The organism is Polaromonas sp. P2_G11 (genome assembly GCF_056403595.1).
Genome location: NZ_JBFUFE010000003.1, coordinates 561,687 through 576,727 on the forward strand (window position 1 = coordinate 561,687; position 15,041 = coordinate 576,727).

The window sequence follows — 15,041 nt, forward strand, 5'->3', positions numbered from 1 at the left end:
CTGAAGAGGTCAAACATTCTAGACAGGGCAACCGGCTGTGCAGGATGTAGGGATTAATGTCCTTTTTGCACACTTTTAGCTACGCCAATTAGGGCGGCTTCTGGTTTTCCTGATCGCATTTTTTGCGCTTTCATGCTTCACTTATGGATACATCATTTCACCCCGGATGGAAACACTGTGAACAACATGAAAAAACTCAGCAGATGGTGCGCCGCCATCGCGATGGTGGCCGTGGCCCAGGCCAGCCATGCGCAACTCCTTGTCGGGCAGACCGCAGGGTTTACTGGCCCCGTGGGCGCCGGCGTCAAGGAAACCACGGAAGGCGCCAAGCTCTACATCGACGCCGTCAATGCCAAGGGCGGTGTGGGCGGGCAAAAGATTGAGCTGGTGTCGCTCGACGACAAATTCGATCCCAAGCTGGCGGTCGAAAACGCACGCAAGCTGATTGAAGAACAAAACGTGCTGGCCATGTTCCTGACCCGCGGTACACCCCATACCGAAGCCATCATTCCGCTGCTCGACAAAAACAGCGTGCCGCTGGTCGGCCCTTCTACCGGTGCCATGGTGCTGCACCAGCCCGTCAAAAAACATGTGTTCAACGTACGCGCCACCTACCAGCGTGAAGCCGAGAAAGCGGTCACTCACCTGCATTCCATGGGCATCACCCGTATCGGCATCGTGTATGCCGACGACAGCTTCGGCGCTGACGGCGTGATGGGCGCGCAAAAAGGGCTGACGACTGCCAAGCTGCAGCCCGCTGTACTGGAAAAATTCGACCGCTCCAAACCCGACTTCGCGCCGATCGCACCCAAGGTTTACCAGTCCAACGCGCAGGCCGTCATCATGGTGGCCTCAGGGCAGGCCGTGGTCGACGGCATCAAGGCCTTCCGCGCGGGCGGCTCCACGGCGCAGATCGTGACGCTTTCGAATAATGCCTCGGGCGGCTTTGTGAAAAGCCTGGGCGACAACGCCCGTGGCGTGATCGTCACGCAGGTGTTTCCGTATGAGCGGTCCATCGCCTTCCCCATGGTGAAGGAAGCACAGGAGCTGGCCAAGGCCAAGGGGCAAGCCGACGTGAGCCCCGCGATGCTGGAAGGTTTTGCCGCTGCAAAGGTGTTGGTAGAGGGCTTGCGCCGGGCAGGCGCCAAACCCACGCGCGAGAAACTCCAGGCGGCCCTGGAGGGCATGCGCAAGATTGATATCGGCGGGCTGGAAGTGAGTTACAGCCCCGAAGACCATACCGGGCTGGATTTTGCCGATCTGTCCATCATCGGCACCGACGGAAAATTCAAGAGATAAATAGCACCCCCCTGCCGACGCTCACTTCGTGTAGCGTCACCTCCCCCCAGGGGGGACAGGCGCCTTGCGCCCGGCATAGCCGGATCGCGGCCCCTGCTTGAAAAGAGAATCCCCCCTGCCGACGCTCACTTCGTGTAGCGTCACCTCCCCCCAAGGGGACAGGCGCCTTGCGCCCGGCGTAGCCGGATCGCGGCCCCTGCTTGAAAAGAGAATCCCCCCTGCCGACGCTCACTTCGTGTAGCGTCACCTCCCCCCAGGGGGGACAGGCGCCTTGCGCCCGGCGTAGCCGGATCGCGGCCCCTGCTTGCGAATTCGCACGCCTGCGGCGCCAAGCCGTACGGGTTTGCTCAGCCGTAAAGCGCGCTTTCGAGTTCCTTGAACTTCTCGGGGCCTACAGCTTCCTTGATCTTGGGTGCCAGCTCCTTGAGCTTGTCGATGTCGCCTGCGGCTTCCACCGCCAGGTTCAGGCGGAAACCCCGAAGGCCCAGGGCAGCCGTCAGCCGCGTGGCGATGGGGTAAGCCCTTGAATAATGCTCCTGCGCATTCAGGGTAGGACTGCCATCCGCGTTTTGGGCCGACACCTCCGGAACCGGCTCATCAGGCGGCTGCACCGCCAGCGGCGCCAGCAGGCCCAGCGAAATCAGGTGGTTGATGTCTTCTGCGGTGACGCCGAACCCCGAGGTGGCCTTGACCACATCCTCCAGGCTGCGTTTGCCGTCAAACATGATGAAGGCAGAGCGCTGCCGGGGGGTCAATGCGACGGTTCGGTTCTGCACGGCGGTCTGGCCGGCTTCCGTCTTGGTGTAAATCATCGGCTGATCTCCAAATAAATGCGCGAGGGTGCCACCATGAGGTGCTTGATTTTCAGAGACGCTGTGATCGTTGTTTTTGTCTCTGTTAATTCAATTTAACTCATTTTCACCGGCAACGCACCTTTTCTGGGCATGATCGCGGCGACGTCCTGCACGCAAAAGCGCCACTCGCTGTCAGCCTGACCCCTTCACTCAACCATTCGTACGCGCTTCCAGAGCAGTGATAACAACAGGTGCAGCCAGCCGCGAAGCACCATGTTTTTCACCGCCCAGATCAATATCGCCGCCCTTGTTCAACAGAAATAATGCCAGCCCGGCAATCACGATAAAACCCACAACAATTTTCCACATCTTTCTTTCTCCCAAAAAAAAGCCCCCGGCAAATGGATGACGAGGGCCCGTAAAAAACATAAGGCTTTTCAGCCTGAAAAGGCCGGTGCGGGCTCCTGGCCCGCACCGGCGCAAATACCCATCAGTCGTTGGCGTAAATATCCACGTCCTTGGTTTCCTTGATGAACAAGGTGCCCACCACCAGCGTCATGCCGGCGATGATGATCGGGTACCAGAGGCCGTTGTACATATTGCCGGTCTGCGCCACGATGGCAAAAGCCGTGGTGGGCAGCAGGCCGCCGAACCAGCCGTTACCGATGTGGTACGGCAGGCTCATGGAGGTATAACGGATGCGGGTCGGGAACAACTCCACCAGCATGGCTGCGATCGGGCCGTACACCATGGTGACCAGAACCACCAGATAGAACAGGATGGCCGTGACCATGACCTTGTCGACCTTGGCTGGATCAGCCTTGCTCGGGTAGCCGGCAGCCTTCAGGTCGTCCGCGACCGCTTTCTTGAACTCGGCATCCTTCTTCTTGGCGTCGTCGGCGCTGAGGCCCTTGGCGGTGTAGCTGGAGATGGCGGTTTCGCCGATCTTGATGGTGGCCACGGTGCCGGCGGGTGCGACAACGTTGTCATAGCTCACCGAAGCGCCTGCCAGCACCTGCTTGGCGATGTCGCAGGAACTGGTGAATTTGACGGTGCCGGTCGGGTTGAACTGGAACGAGCACTCTTTCGGGTCGGCGGTCACAACCACCTTGTTCTTGGCTTGTGCCGCGGCCAGGTCAGGATTGGCGGCTTTGGTCAGCGCGGTGAACACCGGGAAGTAGGTGACCACAGCCAGCAGGCAGCCGGCCATGATGATGGGCTTGCGGCCGATCTTGTCGGACAGCGTCCCGAAAATCACGAAGAAAGGCGTACCCAGGATCAGCGAATAAGCCACCAGGATGTTGGCCGTGGGGCCGTCGACCTTGAGCGCCTGCGTCAGGAAGAACAGCGCGTAGAACTGGCCGGAATACCACACCACAGCCTGGCCGGCGGTCAGGCCGATCAGCGCCAGGATCACGATCTTCAGGTTTTTCCACTGGCCGAAAGATTCGGACAACGGTGCCTTGGAGGTTTTGCCCTCAGCCTTCATTTTCTGGAAGGCAGGGGATTCGTTCATCGACAACCGGATGTAGACCGACACGGCCAGCAGCAGGATGGACACGATGAACGGAATGCGCCAGCCCCAGTCGGCGAATGCGACTTCGCCCATGGCGGTACGCACACCCAGGATGACCAGCAGGCTCAGGAACAGGCCCAGCGTGGCTGTGGTCTGGATCCAGGAGGTGTAGGCGCCGCGCTTGCCCTGTGGCGAGTGCTCGGCCACATAGACAGCTGCACCGCCGTATTCACCGCCGAGCGCCAGGCCTTGCAGCATGCGCAGGGCAATCAGGATCACCGGAGCGGCGACACCGATGGATGCATAGTTGGGCAAGAGGCCGACGATGAAGGTCGACAAGCCCATGATCACGATGGTGACCAGGAAGGTGTACTTGCGGCCGATCATGTCGCCCAGGCGGCCGAACACCAGCGCGCCGAAGGGGCGCACGATGAAGCCGGCTGCAAAAGCGAGCAGCGCAAAGATGAAGGCAGAGCCTGCATCCAGTCCGCTGAAGAACTGCTTGGCAATGATGGCTGCCAATGAACCGTAGAGGTAGAAGTCGTACCACTCAAATACGGTGCCGAGCGAGGAGGCGAAAATCACCTTCTTCTGCTCGGCTGTCATCGGCCTGTTGTCGACGGCTGTTGCCATGATGTTGTCTCCAAAATAATGAGACTTCCGGTATGGAAGCTACCTTCATTATTTTGGTTGTGGCTGACCTAGCTCTGACGTGAAACTAACAGGAGCTTTCACGAAACTTATGCGTGGCTGACAAGTCAAGGGGAAACCCTTGAAGAACTTTTCAGCATGCGAAGCACCTCAGGGAAAACGCTTAAAACCTTCTTAGGTACCGCGTTTGATGCCCGTCGCAACCTTACACGCGGCATTCCAGCCATCACCCTCAAACCAGGGGCTGCCGAGCAGGTACTCGCGCAGCATCGGCAACGCATCCAGGCCCCAGAAAATTTTGCCGTCGACCTCAAACGCCGGCACACCAAAAACGCCTTTGGCAATCGCCGTTTCCGTATTGCTTTTAAGCTGCGCCTTCACGCCCTCGCCCTGCACATCGCGCGCCGGCGCAAGCTGCTTGAGCAGCGCTTCGTAACGGGCCGCATCGCCGGCTTCACCGCCTTCGCCCCAGACATGGCGAAAGATGGTTTCGCACGCATAGCGGTTAGGTGCACCGCCCTGCCCCTCGGGGCCGCAGGCCACAGCCAGGCGCAGCAAAGGCAAGGGGTTGAAGGGATGGCTGGCCGGCATCTTCATCGCGATACCCAGGCTGTGCGCCAGCCACAGCACCTGCCGGTAGGTCCAGTCGCGTTTGGGGACGATCTCCGCAGGGCCCAGCTGGCCATAGTGCTTGAGCATGCCCGCGAACAGCACCGGCGTGTACGCCACGCTGTAGCTCACACCCTTCAGCGCTTCTGGAAGGCGCTCAAAAGCCAAAAAGGCATAGGGCGAAATGACGTCGAAGTAGCATGTGATGTGCTTGATCGCGGGCGCATCACCGGCTGCCGGCTTCATCGTTGTGTTCTCGCCGGTCATGGCTGCACCGCAGCCATGCGCTGCCCTATGGATGTCCAGATATGGCGCTTTGCGGTGTCGTCGGCCCCGCTCCACTGCGCGATTTCATCGCGCGTGCGAAAGCAGCCTTCGCACAGGCCCGACGCCGCGTTCATGCGGCACACGGAAATGCAGGGCGACGGAACGTCCGGCTCATTATCGAGTGTGGCCGCGCGCAGAGAGACCAGTTCGATCGCGTGCTTCCTCGCCAGTTTGTCTTCGTCCACATTCACCGCAAAGTCTGCCACCGGCGCGCCCGTCAGCAGCTCAAGCTCCTGCGGCGACAGCTGGAACACCGCATGCGGATGGCCCGCGGCCGCCCACACGGTTTCAAAGCGGAACAGCGAGCGGTCAATCAGCGTCACGGAGGGCGTGGCATGCGCCAGCGGCGACACGCCGCCTATGGAGAACCCCGTGCGCGCCTTCACAAACTCCGCATCGGCCCGTGCCAGGCGCTTGCCATCGATACACACCATGGCCTCGACCTTTTTTTCATCAACCCGTTGGTCGCCGGACGTCACCACCAGCACGGCGGCATCGTCAGACTTTCGGCGAAAAATAATGCTCTTGGCAATCTGGCCCACCTGCACACCCAGTGCATCGGCTGCCTGCTGCGCGGTGCGCGCGGCATCGTCGAGCATGACGGGTGCATGCAGGTGGCCGCTGTCCAGCAGTACAGCGGCAACCCGCTGCACGCCCTCCGGTAACGCTTTCAGTTCAGCACCACACATGTCAATTCATTCGTTTGTTAAGAAGCGCGGTTGCCGCGCGGGAGTTCGGCTTGCGCCCGAGAAAATCGCTGATGAATTTTCCCGCATCAATGAGCTTGTCCAGGTCAATGCCCGTCTCAATGCCCATGCCATGCAGCATGTACACGACATCTTCGGTCGCCACATTGCCGGTAGCGCCCTTGGCAAACGGGCAGCCGCCCAGGCCGGCCGATGAGGTGTCGTATTGCCATACGCCCATCTGCAATGCCATGAGCGTATTGCCCAGCGCCTGGCCGTAGGTATCGTGAAAATGCCCGGAGACATCGTTGATGTCGAAATGTTTGAGCGTCGCCTCCATGGCACGCTGCACCTTGAGCGGCGTGCCCACACCAATCGTGTCAGCCACCCCCACATGCTGCACGCCTATGCCCTTCATCAGGCCGGCGAGCATGCTCACACGTTCAGGCGCAATTTCACCTTCATAGGGGCAGCCAACGGTGCAAGACATCGCGCCCCGCACATAAATTCCTTTTTCACGCGCAGCTTCCACCACGGGGCGAAAGCGCTCAATGCTTTCGGCGATCGAGCAGTTGATGTTCTTCTGGCTAAAGGCTTCGCTGGCCGCGCCGAACACCACGATCTCGTCGGGCCACAGTTCGCGCGGCGGCGCAATCGCGGCTTCAAAGCCTTTCATATTGGGCGTCAGCACCGAATAGCGCACACCCGGCTTGCGCTTGATGCCGGCCATCACCTCGGCGTTGTCGGCCATTTGCGGCACCCACTTGGGCGACACATAACTCGTGACTTCGATTTCAGTGAGGCCAGCGTCCTGCAGGCGGTGCACCAGCTCGATCTTTACGGCAGCAGGCACCTGGGCTTTTTCGTTCTGCAAGCCGTCGCGCGGGCCGACATCGACAATTTTGACTTTGGAGGGCAAGGACATGGTTTTTTCCGTATTCGATTTCAGGATCAGGCGGCCGCAAGTGCCGCGCCACGCGGGCGCAACCACAAAAGCAGCCAGCCGGCCAGCACACCCAGCGCACTGAACAACAAAAGAACCCCACCGATAAAGCCCTGCACCAGCACCGACTCCACAATCTGGGCCTGCACCGGATCTGCCACCGGATAACGCACCTTCACGGCCTCACCCACTTTATGGACGGCACCGCCCTGGCGCACCAAGGGGTCGGCCACACGCAGGGTACGGCCATCGTGTGCGGAAAATTCAACAATGCTTTTCTGGCCCGTGCTGAGCTTCAGGCGGGACGCTTCATGTCCCACCACCCGCCCGGCTACCGTACGGGTGTCGCTGCCAAGACCCAGGCTTGAGGCCAGCAGCCAGGCCGCTGCCAGGGCCGTCAGCCCGCTGGGCACCAGCAACAACCAGCCCAAAACACTGAGCAGGCGGTGGGGCGTGGACGATGGCATCACTGAAACTCCGGGGTCTGCGCTTCAACAGCTACTTCAACAACTTCAATAGCCACGCAGTGGATCAACAATACCAGCAACCCGCTCCCCGCGCTCGACGGCACGCACCTTGCCCGCAATCTGGGCAATGCTTTCCTCACGCAGCGTGCGGGCCGAGGTGTGCGGGGTTACCGTGACTTTCGGGTGTTTCCAGAAAGGGTGATCTCCCGGTAACGGTTCGGTATGAAACACATCCAGCGTGGCGCCCGCCAGGTGGCCGTTGTCGAGCAGCGTGATCAGGTCGCCATCGACCAGGTGGCTGCCGCGCGCCACGTTGATGACATAGCCGCCGGGCCGCAACTGCGACAGGGTGTCCAGGTTCATGATGCCCCGCGTTTCAGACGTCAGCGGCAGCAGGCACACCAGGATGCGGCTGGCCGCGAGAAAATCCTGAAAACCCTGCCCACCCGCATCGCCTGAAAAACACCGCACACCCTCAATCGTCTTGGGCGACCGGCTCCAGCCATTGACCGGAAAATCAAACTGCGCCAATGCACGTCCGACGCGCTCGCCCAGCACGCCCAGGCCCATCACGCCAATGGGGAAATCGGTGCGCAGGCGCGGCTTGCGGTACGACCACTTGCCTTCGGCAATATCGGCCTCATAGCCATCGAGCTCGCGAAAATGGCGAATGACCGCATGGCACACAAACTCGGCCATCTGCACGGACATGCCGGCATCGTCCAGCCGCACCACCGGTACGCCGGCGGGCAGCCGCAGCTTCATCAGCGCATCAACGCCGGCGCCAATATTGAAGATGCCTTTGAGCTTTGGCTGCTCGTCAAAGAACTGCTGGGGCGGCGCCCAGACCACCGCGTAGTCGGCCGGCGCCGCGCCAGTGGACCACAACTCCACCTGCGCATCGGGAAACTCGGCTTTCAGGCCGTCTACCCAGGGCTGGGGTTTGATATCGGAACAGCAAAAACTGATGCGCATGAAAAGAATCCCGTTTGAATCAAAGCAAAGTAAAAATCAAACGGCTATTTTCAACAATTCCGAGCCCTCGCTCACCTGGTCACCCGGCGCATACAGCAACTCCTGCACCACGCCATCGGCCGGCGCGGCAATGGTGTGCTCCATCTTCATGGCTTCCATCACCGCCAGTGGCTGGCCCTTGCTCACCTTGTCACCGGCCTTGACGGCAAACGACACCACCTTGCCAGGCATGGGCGCCGTGAGGCGGCCGCCTTCGGCCTGCGCTTCGCCCGCATGGGCCAGCAGGTCAATCGACAGGATTTGCGTGGCGCCTTTGGCGGTGAACACATGGTCCAGCTCGCCCTGGGCATACACGGCAGCCGTCATGCGCTGGCCGGCAAACTGCACGTCAATGCCCTGGGCGGTTTCGGCAAACACCAGCGGGCCCGATGCCTCGCCAATCGTGAGGCGCAGCGCACCGTCGTGCAGATAGGCAAGCGTTGCCTTGGCCGGTTCGTCGTGAAATTCAAACTCAAAGCGGCGTTCCATCACCCCATGCGAGCGCCAGCCATCGCGGCGGCTGAAAGGGTCTGCGCCTTCCATGGCCCGCTCATCCAGCAGGGCCTTGGCCACCGCCGCCGCACCCGCCATGGCCAGGCCCACCGGCTCCTGCTTGAAAAGCACGGCTTCTTCGCGCTGGATCAGCGCGGTGTCGAGGTTGGCTTTGGCAAACGAAGGGCTGCGCACCACATAGCGCAAGAACTGCACATTGGTGCTCAGGCCCACGATGCGGGTCTGCGCCAGAGCATCGTCCAGCCGGGCCAGCGCTTCTTCGCGCGTGGCGCCATGCACGATGAGCTTGGCCACCATGGAGTCGTAATAAGGCGAAATCGCGTCGCCTTCACGCACGCCGTCATCCACCCGGACCTGTCCTCTTTCAAATGCCGTGTGCGCCGGCTTCTTGTAGACGTGCAGCGTGCCGGTAGCGGGCAGAAAGTTGTTGTCAGGCGTTTCGGCGCAGATGCGCGCTTCGATGGCATGGCCGTGGATTCGCAGTTGATCTTGCGCCAGCGGCAGCTTTTCACCCGAGGCCACGCGCAGTTGCCACTCCACCAAATCCAGCCCGGTAATCGCTTCCGTCACCGGGTGCTCCACCTGCAGGCGCGTGTTCATTTCCATGAAGAAGAAGTTCATGCTGCCGTCGGCGCGCTGCTCCACAATGAACTCCACCGTGCCAGCGCCCACGTAATTCACGGCGCGCGCAGCAGCCACAGCCGCTTCACCCATCTGCTTGCGCATGGCTTCGGTCATGCCAGGGGCAGGCGCTTCTTCCAGCACCTTCTGGTGGCGGCGCTGCACCGAGCAGTCACGCTCAAACAGGTAAACGTAATTGCCGTGCGTGTCGCCAAACACCTGGATCTCTATGTGACGCGGGCGCTGGGCATACTTTTCCACCAGCACCGCGTCATCACCAAAGCTGTTGATGGCCTCGCGTTTGCACGATGCCAAAGCCGCGTCGAAGTCTTCCGTCTTGTCGACCGCACGCATGCCCTTGCCGCCACCGCCTGCGCTGGCCTTGATCAGCACCGGGTAGCCAATGCGGTCGGCCTCGCGCTTGAGCAGGGCCGGGTCCTGGTCGCTGCCGTGGTAGCCGGGCACCAGCGGCACGCCGGCTTTTTCCATCAATTGTTTGGACTCGGCCTTCAGGCCCATGGCCTTGATGGCCGACGCCGGTGGGCCAATGAAGACCAGCCCCGCGTCGGCACAGGCCTGGGCAAATTCCTCGTTCTCGCTCAGGAAACCATAGCCGGGGTGAATCGCCTCGGCGCCGGTGGCCCTGGCGGCTTCGATGATGCGTTCCCAGCGCAGATAGCTGTCTTTGGGCGCGCTGCCGCCGATATGCACTGCCTCGTCGCAAAAGCCAACATGTTTGGCGCCCGCATCGGCATCGGAATACACCGCAACGGACTGGATGGCCATGCGGCGTGCAGTAGCCGCTACGCGGCAGGCTATCTCCCCCCGGTTGGCAATAAGAATTTTTTTAAACATGGTCGTTCTTTGAGAAAGGAGACTTCAAGGTAAATGCGGAAGTGGTGCCCGGGTCGGGCCGCCCGCTGAAGATGCGGGCCACGCGGATAAACAGCTGACGCAGGAACCGCCAGCAAACGCGGATCAGCCAGATGCTGAGCGCCAGCACCAAAGCCAGCACCACCACAAAGATCAGCGGATGGGCAATCGCCAACCACAGGCCGGCCGGCACCAGCGAGTCTTCCACCAGCGAGGCACCGATGTTGCTGAAAGGCTCGGGCGAGGTGTTGATGGCTGCGCGCGTGGTGGCCTTGGCCGCAAAGCTGGTGGCAGCCAGTGTGCCGCCCAGCAACGCAGCCACCAGCGCGCCCAGGCCGTTGTCGGCGCCAAACACCGCCGCAGCAAGCGCCGCACCCGCGGGGATGCGAATCACGCCGTGCACCACATCCCACAGCGAATCAAGGCCGGGAATCTTGTCGGCAAAAAATTCAATGAACACCATGAAGCCGCTGACACCCAGCACCACCGGGTTGGCCAGCAGGAGCAGTCCCTGCGGAAGCTCTACCCAGCCCATAAACCCTGCCAGCCCGGTCAGCAGCACGACAAGGTACAGGCGCACGCCACTGGCCCAGCCCAACGCACCGGCCAGGGCAATCAGTTGTGCGGTGTCCAGGGCTTGCATCAAGTGATCCAGTTCGGTTTGCGTTTTTGCAGGAAGGATTGAACGCCCTCACGCCCTTCGGGGCTCACGCGCACATCGGCAATGCTTTCCACCGTCATCTGCACGAGCTCCGGCGTGATGGGCTGGCCAGCCACGTCCTGCACCAGCTGTTTGCACAGCTTCACGGCTTCGGGGCCTGAATTGACAAGTGCCTTCACAAGCTCGGCCACCTTGGCGTCCAGCGCATCGGCTGTCACCACTTCGTGAACAAAACCAATGCGCAAGGCCTCGGCCGCATCAAAACGTTCAGCCGTAAGGAAGTAGCGATGCGCCGCCCGCGCGCCCATCGCGCGAATCACATACGGGCTGATGGTGGCGGGTATCAGGCCCAGCTTCACCTCGCTGAGGCAATACCCTGCCGTGTCCACCGACACAGCCATGTCGCATGCCGCCACCAGGCCCACACCGCCGGCATACACGTCGCCCTGTATGCGGGCAATCACCGGCTTGGGGCATTCATAAACAGCCTGCAGCATGGTCGCCAGGCGGCCCGCGTCTTCCAGGTTCTGCGCATGGGTGTAGTCGGCCATGCTGCGCATCCAGTTCAGGTCTGCGCCTGCGCAAAAGGCCGGGCCGTTGGCCGCCAGCACAACGCAGCGCACTTCCTCGTGCATGCCCAGCTCGACAAAAGCCTGCGTCATCTCGGCGATGACCTCCTGGTTGAAGGCATTGCGCACGTCCGGGCGGTTCAGTGTGACGGTAACAAGCGGCCCGTTCAAAGTGATAGTGAGGTGGTTCATGGTTGTGTCCAGACGACCTTGTCATCCACCGCATACAGGCGGCAGGGATTGTTGAATTTCTGGCAATTTTGTACTGCTCTTTCCATCGCATCGGTACCGTATGCGCGTGCGATTGCCCCCTTGTCAGACAAGGCAACAGCCCTGGGAAAAGGCTTGGTTAACCATTCAAGGTACAAAGTTCGGCCCCGTGGGCTCACGCGGGGCAAAGCGTTCGCATCGGCCAGGTCCGCGAAGCTCGTGGAAGGTGGAACAGGCCCGGCATGCACAAGGGCAACGGGCGACGCACCAGCCGCCTCAGAAACGACGTTTTCTGCCGCGGGTTCAGTTTGGGGTGTTGGCTGCTTTTGCGCAGCAGCAGCACTCGCCGAAAAGACACTTGCCGGATCCGAATACACCTGTTTCGCGCGCCGGGTCACCTCCTGCTCCAGCAGTCTGTCCGCGGCGTGCGCAGGGTAGAAGGTCTTGTTCTTGTTCCAGACATCAACACTTCGCTGCAGTTTTTCTTCACGGTTTAGATCAATTCCACGCGTGCGCCTGTAGGTTGGCGCACCAAAAGAATCCTCATCCTGAACCAGCTTGCGGATGATGGCCGCGTACGCCGGTACATCAACACCAAACCCGGATGACAAGCGCATGGCGAGCCGGTCTGCCCTGACCAGGTCCGCAGACTTCGGCTCCCTCAGCCCGCTTTCCTGGTTCTCGCCAATGCTTGCCAGGCTGCCCACCAGGAGTTGCGCCAACATCTTGCTTTTTGTCCGGTCACGGCTGAGCTTCAAGGCAACATGCGCGACCTCATGGGCAAGCACCACCACCAACTCGTCCCTGGAAAGCCTGGCCAGCAGCGGCACCGTCACTATCACGCTGGCGCCATCTGAATCGGCATACCGGTAGGTCCCGTCGACCACAGTCAATGAGAGCTGGCAAACCGCGACCCGCCTCACCGCAATCTTTGCCGGCTCACCGTTGCGCTTGACTGAAAACTCAACCAGGGGAGTTGCCTCCGGATTTTTCTCCCGAACATGCGGCCCCACTGAATCCGGTTTCGGGGTTCCAAAGAAGCGAAGAAGCTGCCCCTGTTCAGCAAACTCAAATGGCTCGCGCGCCTTGAAGCCGACGTATCCCCAAGGGGTCTTGTCGATGTCCGTCAGAAAAATACTGGCGCCGGGCCCCATGTTGTAGTGCCTGGCAAGCTCCTCATACTCTGCCAATGATCTCTTGGGTAATTTGTCATTGGGTAAAGGAGGAATGGTCCTGGGAAATCCCCCCAAGCTCCACGTCCAATCGGCGTCCTCCTTTTGACAAAGGGGCTGCGCCGCATAGGCCAGCTGAAAAAGAAGCTGCTCAGCAGGCGCACTGACTTTTTTCACCTCCACCATCCGGGACGGTTGCGTCTCGGGCAACGCCGCACCTGCGTCTGAGGCGCCCCAACACATCAGGGCCACAAGCCATAACGGGTGATATTTCTGCATTTTGCTTTTTTTGAGTTGGGTTGCCGGCTATTGAATCACTGGATATGACGCGCAACAACATCACAATGCACGTTTTTTTTGCCCCAACCGCCCTTGATGGTTCCTATCGGCCGCCGATTACATCCGGAAGACGCCAAACTTCGTATCGGGGATGGGCTGGTTGAGCGTGGCCGAAAGCCCCAGCGCCAACACACGCCGCGTATCCGCCGGGTCAATCACGCCGTCGTCCCAGCCACGCGCGGTGGAGTAATACGGGTGCGACTGCTGGCCAAACTGGTCGAGCACCGGCTGCTTGAAGGTGGCCTCTTCTTCGGTGCTCCAGGTGCCGCCCTTGGCTTCAATCGCGTCGCGCTTCACGGTGGCGAGCACGCCGGCGGCCTGCTCGCCGCCCATCACGCAGATGCGCGCGTTCGGCCACATCCACAAAAAGCGTGGTGAATACGCCCGGCCGCACATGCCGTAGTTGCCGGCGCCGTAGCTGCCGCCAATGATCACGGTGAACTTGGGCACCTGGGCCGTGGCCACGGCCGTCACCATCTTGGCGCCGTGGCGGGCAATGCCTTCGGCTTCGTATTTGCGGCCGATCATGAAGCCGGTGATGTTCTGCAGAAACACCAGCGGCACCTTGCGCTGGCAGCACAGCTCGATAAAGTGCGCGCCCTTTTGGGCCGATTCACTGAACAAGATGCCGTTGTTGGCGATGATGCCCACGGGCATGCCTTCAATGTGCGCAAAGCCGCAGACCAGTGTGGGGCCAAAACGCGCCTTGAACTCATGAAATTCGCTGCCGTCGACGATGCGGGCAATCACCTCGCGCACGTCATACGGTTTTTTCGGGTCCACCGGAATCACGCCGTGCAGCTCTTGCGGGCTGTGCAGCGGCGGCACCGGCGTGCGCAGGGCCTGGTCGAAGCGCTTGGTCTTGTTGAGGCTGCCTACGGCCTGGCGGGCCAGGGCCAGCGCATGCGCGTCGTTCTGCGCCAGGTGGTCGGCCACACCCGAAAGGCGCGTGTGTACATCGCCACCACCCAGGTCTTCAGCGCTGACGATTTCACCAATGGCCGCCTTCACCAGCGGCGGGCCGCCCAAAAAGATGGTGCCCTGGTTCTTGACGATGATGGTCTCGTCGCTCATGGCCGGCACGTACGCGCCGCCGGCCGTACAGCTGCCCATGACCACGGCGATCTGCGCAATGCCCTGCGCGCTCATGTTGGCCTGGTTAAAGAAGATGCGGCCAAAGTGGTCGCGGTCAGGAAACACATCGTCTTGATTCGGCAGGTTGGCGCCGCCCGAATCGACCAGGTAGATGCAGGTGAGGTTGTTCTGCATCGCCACTTCCTGCGCGCGCAAATGTTTTTTCACCGTCATCGGGTAGTAGGTGCCGCCCTTCACCGTGGCGTCGTTGCACACGATCATGCAGTCCACCCCATTGACGCGGCCAATGCCGGTGATGACGCCGGCGCAGGGTGCGCTGTCGGTGCCGTCACGGTCGGGGTACATGTCTTTGGCAGCCAGGGGGCCGAGCTCCAGGAAAGGCGTGCCCGGGTCCAGCAGCATCTGCACGCGGTCACGCGGCAGCAACTTGCCGCGTGATACGTGCCGCGCCCGCGTGGCCTCACCGCCACCCAGGGCGGCCTTGGCGACTTGCGCGTTCAGGTCGTCTACCTGGGCCTGCATGGCGGTGGCATTGGCCTGAAAGTCGGCAGAGCGGACGTTGAGTTTTGTCTCCAGAGCGGGCATGGCAATTCCTGAAATACGGGTGAAAGGCGCTGAAACGGGACTGAAATGGGGCTGACCTGCGCCAGGCCGTCGGGTGCGTGAGCCCCACCTTAGCCAG

At 61.1% G+C, this 15,041-nt stretch carries 14 protein-coding genes; 1 reads left to right on the top strand and 13 read right to left on the bottom strand.

What is annotated here, in order from left to right; all coding sequences use genetic code 11:
* Positions 1-186 precede the first annotated feature (186 nt).
* The gene (locus AC1DWQ_RS13330) at positions 187-1,299 is read left to right on the top strand and encodes an ABC transporter substrate-binding protein (protein ID WP_477670066.1); all 1,113 of its coding nucleotides are present in this window, start codon (positions 187-189) and stop codon (positions 1,297-1,299) included.
* Between the two features lie 347 nt (positions 1,300-1,646).
* Here the strand turns inward: AC1DWQ_RS13330 and AC1DWQ_RS13335 are convergent, their stop codons facing one another.
* From AC1DWQ_RS13335 to AC1DWQ_RS13395, 13 genes are all read right to left on the bottom strand, one after another.
* Positions 1,647-2,111, bottom strand: a complete 465-nt coding sequence (locus tag AC1DWQ_RS13335; RefSeq protein ID WP_477648213.1) for a hypothetical protein — start codon at positions 2,109-2,111, stop codon at positions 1,647-1,649.
* Between the two features lie 192 nt (positions 2,112-2,303).
* Positions 2,304-2,522, bottom strand: coding sequence for a hypothetical protein (locus AC1DWQ_RS13340; RefSeq protein ID WP_477670067.1), 219 nt, complete (start codon positions 2,520-2,522; stop codon positions 2,304-2,306).
* Positions 2,523-2,583: 61 nt separating this feature from the next.
* The gene (locus AC1DWQ_RS13345) at positions 2,584-4,242 is read right to left on the bottom strand and encodes an MFS transporter (RefSeq protein WP_477670068.1); all 1,659 of its coding nucleotides are present in this window, start codon (positions 4,240-4,242) and stop codon (positions 2,584-2,586) included.
* Positions 4,243-4,434: 192 nt separating this feature from the next.
* Positions 4,435-5,085 (bottom strand): 2-hydroxychromene-2-carboxylate isomerase, encoded by a 651-nt coding sequence (locus tag AC1DWQ_RS13350; protein WP_477670215.1) that lies wholly within the window; start codon positions 5,083-5,085, stop codon positions 4,435-4,437.
* 47 nt (positions 5,086-5,132) lie between these two features.
* A complete protein-coding gene (locus AC1DWQ_RS13355; RefSeq protein WP_477670069.1) occupies positions 5,133-5,885 on the bottom strand; it encodes a YbaK/EbsC family protein in 753 nt (250 codons plus the stop codon).
* A gap of 1 nt (position 5,886) precedes the next feature.
* Complete coding sequence (locus AC1DWQ_RS13360; RefSeq protein WP_477670070.1) at positions 5,887-6,807, bottom strand: hydroxymethylglutaryl-CoA lyase; 921 nt, start codon at positions 6,805-6,807, stop codon at positions 5,887-5,889.
* Between the two features lie 26 nt (positions 6,808-6,833).
* On the bottom strand, positions 6,834-7,292 hold the full coding sequence (locus AC1DWQ_RS13365; RefSeq protein WP_477670071.1) for a DUF3592 domain-containing protein: 459 nt from the start codon (positions 7,290-7,292) through the stop codon (positions 6,834-6,836).
* A 45-nt stretch (positions 7,293-7,337) separates the two neighbouring features.
* Complete coding sequence (locus AC1DWQ_RS13370; RefSeq protein WP_477670072.1) at positions 7,338-8,267, bottom strand: 2-hydroxyacid dehydrogenase; 930 nt, start codon at positions 8,265-8,267, stop codon at positions 7,338-7,340.
* 36 nt (positions 8,268-8,303) lie between these two features.
* The gene (locus AC1DWQ_RS13375) at positions 8,304-10,295 is read right to left on the bottom strand and encodes an acetyl/propionyl/methylcrotonyl-CoA carboxylase subunit alpha (RefSeq protein WP_477670073.1); all 1,992 of its coding nucleotides are present in this window, start codon (positions 10,293-10,295) and stop codon (positions 8,304-8,306) included.
* Positions 10,288-10,956 carry a DUF4126 domain-containing protein gene (locus tag AC1DWQ_RS13380; RefSeq protein WP_477670074.1) on the bottom strand — a complete coding sequence of 223 codons (669 nt, stop codon included), beginning with the start codon at positions 10,954-10,956 and terminating at the stop codon, positions 10,288-10,290. The genes AC1DWQ_RS13375 and AC1DWQ_RS13380 overlap by 8 nt, the downstream gene beginning before the upstream one ends.
* Complete coding sequence (locus AC1DWQ_RS13385; RefSeq protein WP_477670075.1) at positions 10,956-11,735, bottom strand: enoyl-CoA hydratase/isomerase family protein; 780 nt, start codon at positions 11,733-11,735, stop codon at positions 10,956-10,958. The genes AC1DWQ_RS13380 and AC1DWQ_RS13385 overlap by 1 nt, the downstream gene beginning before the upstream one ends.
* Entirely contained in the window at positions 11,732-13,204 is a 1,473-nt protein-coding gene (locus tag AC1DWQ_RS13390) for a M48 family metalloprotease (RefSeq protein WP_477670076.1), read from the bottom strand. The genes AC1DWQ_RS13385 and AC1DWQ_RS13390 overlap by 4 nt, the downstream gene beginning before the upstream one ends.
* A gap of 117 nt (positions 13,205-13,321) precedes the next feature.
* A complete protein-coding gene (locus AC1DWQ_RS13395) occupies positions 13,322-14,944 on the bottom strand; it encodes a carboxyl transferase domain-containing protein (protein WP_477670077.1) in 1,623 nt (540 codons plus the stop codon).
* Positions 14,945-15,041 lie beyond the last annotated feature (97 nt).

Excerpts from the sequence above, each read along its gene's own strand:
- AC1DWQ_RS13335 (WP_477648213.1), bottom strand. The coding sequence starts at position 2,111 with ATGATTTACACCAAGACGGAAGCCGGCCAGACCGCCGTGCAGAACCGA.
- AC1DWQ_RS13355 (WP_477670069.1), bottom strand. The coding sequence starts at position 5,885 with ATGTGTGGTGCTGAACTGAAAGCGTTACCGGAGGGCGTGCAGCGGGTT.
- AC1DWQ_RS13345 (WP_477670068.1), bottom strand. The coding sequence starts at position 4,242 with ATGGCAACAGCCGTCGACAACAGGCCGATGACAGCCGAGCAGAAGAAG.
- AC1DWQ_RS13385 (WP_477670075.1), bottom strand. The coding sequence starts at position 11,735 with ATGAACCACCTCACTATCACTTTGAACGGGCCGCTTGTTACCGTCACA.
- AC1DWQ_RS13390 (WP_477670076.1), bottom strand. The coding sequence starts at position 13,204 with ATGCAGAAATATCACCCGTTATGGCTTGTGGCCCTGATGTGTTGGGGC.
- AC1DWQ_RS13340 (WP_477670067.1), bottom strand. The coding sequence starts at position 2,522 with ATGTTTTTTACGGGCCCTCGTCATCCATTTGCCGGGGGCTTTTTTTTG.
- AC1DWQ_RS13330 (WP_477670066.1), top strand. The coding sequence starts at position 187 with ATGAAAAAACTCAGCAGATGGTGCGCCGCCATCGCGATGGTGGCCGTG.
- AC1DWQ_RS13375 (WP_477670073.1), bottom strand. The coding sequence starts at position 10,295 with ATGTTTAAAAAAATTCTTATTGCCAACCGGGGGGAGATAGCCTGCCGC.
- AC1DWQ_RS13365 (WP_477670071.1), bottom strand. The coding sequence starts at position 7,292 with ATGCCATCGTCCACGCCCCACCGCCTGCTCAGTGTTTTGGGCTGGTTG.
- AC1DWQ_RS13370 (WP_477670072.1), bottom strand. The coding sequence starts at position 8,267 with ATGCGCATCAGTTTTTGCTGTTCCGATATCAAACCCCAGCCCTGGGTA.
- AC1DWQ_RS13360 (WP_477670070.1), bottom strand. The coding sequence starts at position 6,807 with ATGTCCTTGCCCTCCAAAGTCAAAATTGTCGATGTCGGCCCGCGCGAC.
- AC1DWQ_RS13380 (WP_477670074.1), bottom strand. The coding sequence starts at position 10,956 with ATGCAAGCCCTGGACACCGCACAACTGATTGCCCTGGCCGGTGCGTTG.
- AC1DWQ_RS13395 (WP_477670077.1), bottom strand. The coding sequence starts at position 14,944 with ATGCCCGCTCTGGAGACAAAACTCAACGTCCGCTCTGCCGACTTTCAG.